At 75.3% G+C, this 5276-nt stretch carries 4 protein-coding genes and 2 pseudogenes; 4 read left to right on the top strand and 2 right to left on the bottom strand.

What is annotated here, in order from left to right; genetic code table 11:
• Positions 1-203, top strand: a pseudogene (locus ACTUAL_RS08695) (TetR family transcriptional regulator); the annotation flags it as partial.
• Between the two features lie 62 nt (positions 204-265).
• Here the strand turns inward: ACTUAL_RS08695 and ACTUAL_RS08690 are convergent.
• Positions 266-1057 carry a siderophore-interacting protein gene (locus tag ACTUAL_RS08690; protein WP_440899889.1) on the bottom strand — a complete coding sequence of 264 codons (792 nt, stop codon included), beginning with the start codon at positions 1055-1057 and terminating at the stop codon, positions 266-268.
• 117 nt (positions 1058-1174) lie between these two features.
• Here ACTUAL_RS08690 and ACTUAL_RS08685 point away from each other — a divergent pair, with 117 nt between their 5' ends.
• Positions 1175-2002, top strand: coding sequence for a helix-turn-helix transcriptional regulator (locus ACTUAL_RS08685; RefSeq protein WP_440899888.1), 828 nt, complete (start codon positions 1175-1177; stop codon positions 2000-2002).
• 384 nt (positions 2003-2386) lie between these two features.
• On the opposite strand, the pseudogene ACTUAL_RS08680 reads toward ACTUAL_RS08685, so the two are convergent.
• Positions 2387-2500, bottom strand: a pseudogene (locus ACTUAL_RS08680) (hypothetical protein); the annotation flags it as partial.
• Positions 2501-2963: 463 nt separating this feature from the next.
• On the opposite strand from ACTUAL_RS08680, the gene ACTUAL_RS08675 reads away from it, so the two are divergent.
• Positions 2964-4181 (top strand): metallophosphoesterase family protein, encoded by a 1218-nt coding sequence (locus tag ACTUAL_RS08675; RefSeq protein WP_440899887.1) that lies wholly within the window; start codon positions 2964-2966, stop codon positions 4179-4181.
• On the top strand, positions 4181-5276 hold a 1096-nt coding region (locus ACTUAL_RS08670; protein ID WP_440899886.1), incomplete at its 3' end, for an AAA family ATPase. The genes ACTUAL_RS08675 and ACTUAL_RS08670, both read left to right, overlap by 1 nt.

Below are 5276 nucleotides of genomic sequence, written 5' to 3'. Positions count from 1 at the left end.
GCAGGCTGCGGGCCGACTTCGAGATGCACGACCTGACGATGGCGCTGATGGCCAACAGCGGCCTGGTGACCGACAGCCGGGAGGCGGCCGAGGCGGCGTCGCGGCGGCTGGTGGGCTACCTGATCCAGGGGTTCGCGGCGCGTGACCCGCTGCCGCCCGCCACGCCGCTGGGGTTGGAGCACGTGGTGCACTACGGGAAGTGACGCACCCGGTCGCGTTCCCCTTTGCGGGGGAACACGACCGGGTCAGCGGTTAAGCTCTCCTGCTACAGCTCGACGGCGCGGTTCCACTCCGCCTTGCCCGCCTGCCAGCCGTCCTCGTCGGAGCCGATCCGCCAGTAGCCGGAGATCGACAGGTCGGCGCGCGGGATGCCGCGCTCCAGCCGGAGGTGGCCGCGCAGCTCCTTGACCATGCCCGCCTCGCCGTGCACGAACGCGTGCACCCGGCCGGGCGGGAACTCCAGCTCCCGCACCGCTGCCGCGACCCGCTGCCCGGCCGAGCGGTGCAGCCAGCGCACCGGCACGGGCGCGGGCTGCTCGTCCTCGGGGCCGTCGACCTCGACGAGCACCTCGGCCCGCGCGCCCTCCGGCAGCGCGTCGAGGGACGCGGCGATCGCGGGCCAGGCGCTCTCGTCGCCCGCCAGCAGGTGCCAGTCGGCCTCGGGGTCCGGGGTGTACGCGCCGCCGGGGCCCGCGAAGCGCAGCAGGTCGCCCGGCTGCGCCTTGAGCGCCCACGGTCCCGCGACGCCCCGGTCGCCGTGCACGACGAAGTCGATCCACAGCTCGGCGCCGTCCCAGCGGCGGACCGTGTAGGTGCGGCTGTGCGGCCACTGCTCGCGCGGCGTGGACTCGCGGATCGCGGCGATGTCGAACGGCTCCGGGTAGGTGACGCCCTCGCGGGGGAACAGGAGCTTGAGGTAGCTGTCGGAGTGCTCGATCTCGGCGAGGCCGTCGACGTCGGTCAGCACGACGCGGACCAGCGCGGGCGAGAGGCGCTCGGTGCGCAGCACGCGCGCGGTCCTCGTCCTGGCCTGACGGCGGGGTGAAGGGGTGGTCACGCTCTCCAACGTACCCGCGTCGCTGCTCCAGGCGGGTGAAGCAGCCTGACCCGGTCCGGTTGTCCAGGGTGAGCCGCACCCACCCTCAGTGGGCGCTGCTGACCTAACCTCGGGGGCATGGACGGTAATGCGCTCGGCACCTTCCTGCGCGCGCGGCGCGCCCTGGTGCGACCCGAGGACGTCAGGATGCCCGCGAGCGGCACGCGGCGGGTGGCAGGCCTGAGGCGCGAGGAGGTGGCGGAGCTGGCCGGGGTCAGCACCGACTACTACACGCGGCTGGAGCAGGGGCGGGAGAAGCACCCGTCCGAGCAGGTGCTGGACGCGCTCGCCGGGGTGCTGCGGCTGGAGGAGGACGCGGTGGCGCACCTGCGCGGCCTGGCCCGCCCGGCGCCGCGTGCGCGCAGGAGGGCGGTCAAGCGCGAGCAGGTCAGCCCGAGCCTGCTGCGGATGCTGGAGAGCTGGCCGGACACGCCCGCGCTGGTGCTGAACGAGAGGTTCGCGGTGCTGGGGCACAACGCGCTCGGGCGGGCGCTGTTCGCCGGGCACGAGCACAGCGACGACCTGGTGCGGCTGGTGTTCCTGGACCCGGACGCGAGCACGTTCTACCCGGACTGGGAGAAGATCGCGCTGAACACCGTGGCGGGGCTCCGGGCGAGCGCGGACGCGAGCGGGCGGCACGACGCGGAGCTGGTCGACCTGGTGGGCGAGCTGTCGCTCAAGAGCGCGGCGTTCCGGCGGCTGTGGGCGAGGCACGACGTGAGGCGCAAGTCGACCGAGCGCAAGCGCTTCAACCACCCGCTGGTGGGGGCGCTGGAGCTGACGTACGAGGCGCTGACGGTGAACAGCGCGCCGGGGCAGCAGCTGGCGGTGTACCAGGCCGATCCGGGGAGCCGGTCGGCGGAGGCGCTGGGGTTGCTGGGGAGCTTGGCGGCGTCGGAGGGGTAGGGCCCTGCGGCGGGCGGGGACCGCGGTCACCCCGCGCCGTCGTCGGACAGGTCCCCGTCCGCGCCGCTGTCGGGGGTGACGACCGTCGCCCAGCTCGCGCACCCGGTCCACGGGGTCGAGCCCGCGGGTCATGCCGATCTTGACCACGTCCGGGCCGAGGGCGCCGATGTCGGAGATCACGTGCACGTGGCCCGTGCGCACGTTCGCGGCCAGGTCGCGCACGCCCGCGATCGCCTCGTCCACCCCGGCCCGCTGCTCGCGCGCCTGCTCCAGCCCGGTCTCCGCCTTGGCGAGGTGGTCGGCGGCCGGGTCGATCTCCAGCAGCCGCAGCCGGTGGTGCTCGGTGGACACCGGGACGCGCATCGACGTGCCGAGCTGGCCGGTGGTCCCCCTGGTGGCGGTGAGCTTGCCCTTGACCGCCTCGCGGGTGTGCGCCTTGCTCCCGCGCGCCGCGTTGTCGGCCTCGGCGTTGCAGGCGCGCAGCACCAGCTTCGCCATGCCCGCCCGAGGCGCTGCCCCTCCTCGGCCGAGCCGTCGACGGTCCGTTGACGTGGCAGGCGACCGCGTCGCCCTGGGCCACCAGGGCCGCCTGCTCGGCGCGGGAGCGCTCGACGGCGGCGGTCAGGTCGCGCAGCTCCGCGCCTCCGCCTTGGCCTTGCCGCCGAACAGCGCCATCACCACGCCCCCTGGTTTTCCCGGCGAAGGGGAATCGATGATCACCCTGCGCTCGTTGACCACCCACCCGCGTGTTCACCCGTTCGACCGGTCGTCGTCGCCCCCGCCACGCGGCGCGCCCAGGGCACCGCCTCCCCGGTGCTCGGCGCCACCGTGGAATCGTGGGCCCCATGCGACCCCGTTCTCCCCACCGGTGTGGCGTTCGTCGTAGCGGAAGCGCGCGATCGGGCGATGTCCTGATCATGGTCATCTCACGCGCGCGCTCGGCCGGGACGGGGTGGTGGTGATGCGGATCGTGCACGCCGCCGACGTCCACCTCGACAGCCCGCTCCGGGGGCTCTCCCGGTTCGCCGACGACGAGACCGCGCACGGGTTGCGGCGGGCCTCGCGGCGGGCGTTGGAGAACCTCGTGCACCTCGCCGTCAGCGAGGGGGCGCAGGCGCTGGTCCTCGCGGGCGACGTCTACGACGGCGACTGGCCCGACTACGCCACCGGGCGGTTCTTCGCGCAGCAGATGGACGTGCTGCACCAGAACCGCGTCAAGGTGTACGTGGTCGCGGGCAACCACGACGCGCAGAGCGTGGTCACCAAGGCCGTCCGGCTGCCCGACAACGTCACGGTCATGGCCACCGACAAGGCGCAGACCGCCATCGACGACGACCTCGGCCTCGCCGTGCACGGGCAGGGGTTCGCGCAGCGGGCAGTCACCGAGAACCTCGTCCTGGCGTACCCCGAACGGGTGCGCGGGTTGGTGAACGTGGGGCTGCTGCACACCGCCGTCGACGGGGCCGAGGGGCACGCCACCTACGCGCCGTGCACGCCGCACGACCTCGCCCAGTGCGACTACGACTACTTCGCGCTCGGGCACGTGCACCAGCGCCGCGTGGTCAACGACGGGCAGCGGGTGGCCGCGTTCCCCGGCAACCTCCAGGGCAGGCACGCGGGCGAGACCGGCGCGAAGGGCGCGCTGGTCGTGGACGTCGAGCACGACCAGCGGGCGCGGACCCGGTTCGTGCCGCTGGACGTGGCCCGCTGGGAGCACCTGAGCGTGGACGCCAGCGGGCTGCGCACGTTCGACGAGGTGCTCGACGCGGTCGACTCGGCGCTGGACGACGCCCGCGCCTCGGCGGACGGCCGCAGGCTCGTCGCGCGCGTCACGGTCACCGGCAGCACCCGCGCGGCGGGCGCGCTGGGGCGGCGGGAGCACTTCCACGAGCAGGTGCTGGCCCTGGCGCAGCGCAAGCACATCACGCTGGAGAAGGCCCGGTCGCGCGCGCTCGCGCCGCAGGAGGTCAACCCGGCGGACCGGGAGCTGCTGGAGGCGATCCTGGGCAACCGGGCCGACTTCGCCGAGCTGGCCGAGGTGGTGCGCCCGCTGCAGCGCGACTTCGGCCGCCACCTGCGCGGCACCGAGCTGGACCTGGACGACGACGCGGTGCTGGAGCGGGTGGTCGGCGCGGCCGTGGACGGGCTGGTCGCGCGGCTGTCGGCGGAGGAGGGCTGATGCGGATCACCCGGCTGGTGCTGGAGCGGTACGGGGCGTTCGCCGACCGGGCGGTCGACCTCGGGCCGGGGTTGACGCTGGTGCTGGGGCCCAACGAGACGGGCAAGTCGACGGCGCTGGACGCGCTGGCCGACCTGCTGTGGTCGATCCCGCAGCAGTCCGGGCGGGCGTTCCGCTACCCCCGCAAGGAGCTGCGGGTGGGCGCGCGGGTGCTGCTGGACGGGGTCGAGCACGAGGTGGCGCGGACGGCGTCCGGGCTGGTCGGGTTCGAGGGCGGCGGCGGTGGCGGCGGGGGTGGCGAGCCGTGGCGCGGGGACGGGGACGACCGGGCGCGGTGGCTGACCTCGTTCGGGTTGTCGCACGAGATGCTGCGGCTCGGCGGGCAGGACCTGTTCGAGGCCAAGGGCGACCTGGCGGCGCTGGTGTTCCGGGCGCGCAGCGGGCGGTCGGTGCACCTGCTGCTGGACGAGCTGACCGCTCGGGCGGACGCGCTGTACAAGCAGCACCGGGGCAGCCGGAGCGTGGTGACCCGGCAGGCGCTGGAGCGGTACCTGGAGGTCGAGGGCGAGATCGCGGGGGCGATGGCCGACGCGACGCAGGTGCGCAGGGCCGAGGAGGACGTCGCGGCGCTCGCGCGGCGGGCCGAGACGGCGGCGGCGGCGCTGCGGGAGGCCGAGGCCGGGCACCTGGGGGCGGCGGCGCGGGTGCGGGTCGCGGAGACGGCGCGGCGGTTGGCGGCGACCCGGCGGCGGGTCGCGGAGCTGCACCGGGCGGGGCCGTTCCTGGGGGTCGAGGGGCTCGCGGCGTGGCGGGGGGCCACGGAGCGGTTGGAGAAGCTGGCCGGGGTCGCGGAGGACCTGGCACGGGAGGTCGCGGAGACCGAGGGCGAGCGGGACGCGGTCCGGGTGGACGAGGCGCTGCTCGCGGACGCGGAACCGGTGGGGCGGCTGTACCGGGACCACGCGGCGCGGCAGGACGACGCGCAGCGCGCGGAGGGCGAGGAGGCGGAGGCCGAGGCGGCGGACGCTCGGGCGCGGGTGGCGCTGGCCGGGTTGGTCGAGCCGGTGGGGAGCGGGGCGGCTTCGGGTGGGGCGG

The organism is Actinosynnema sp. (assembly GCF_052038725.1).
The sequence above is the reverse complement of the archived record's forward strand: the minus strand, read 5'-3'. Positions and strand labels throughout refer to the sequence as shown.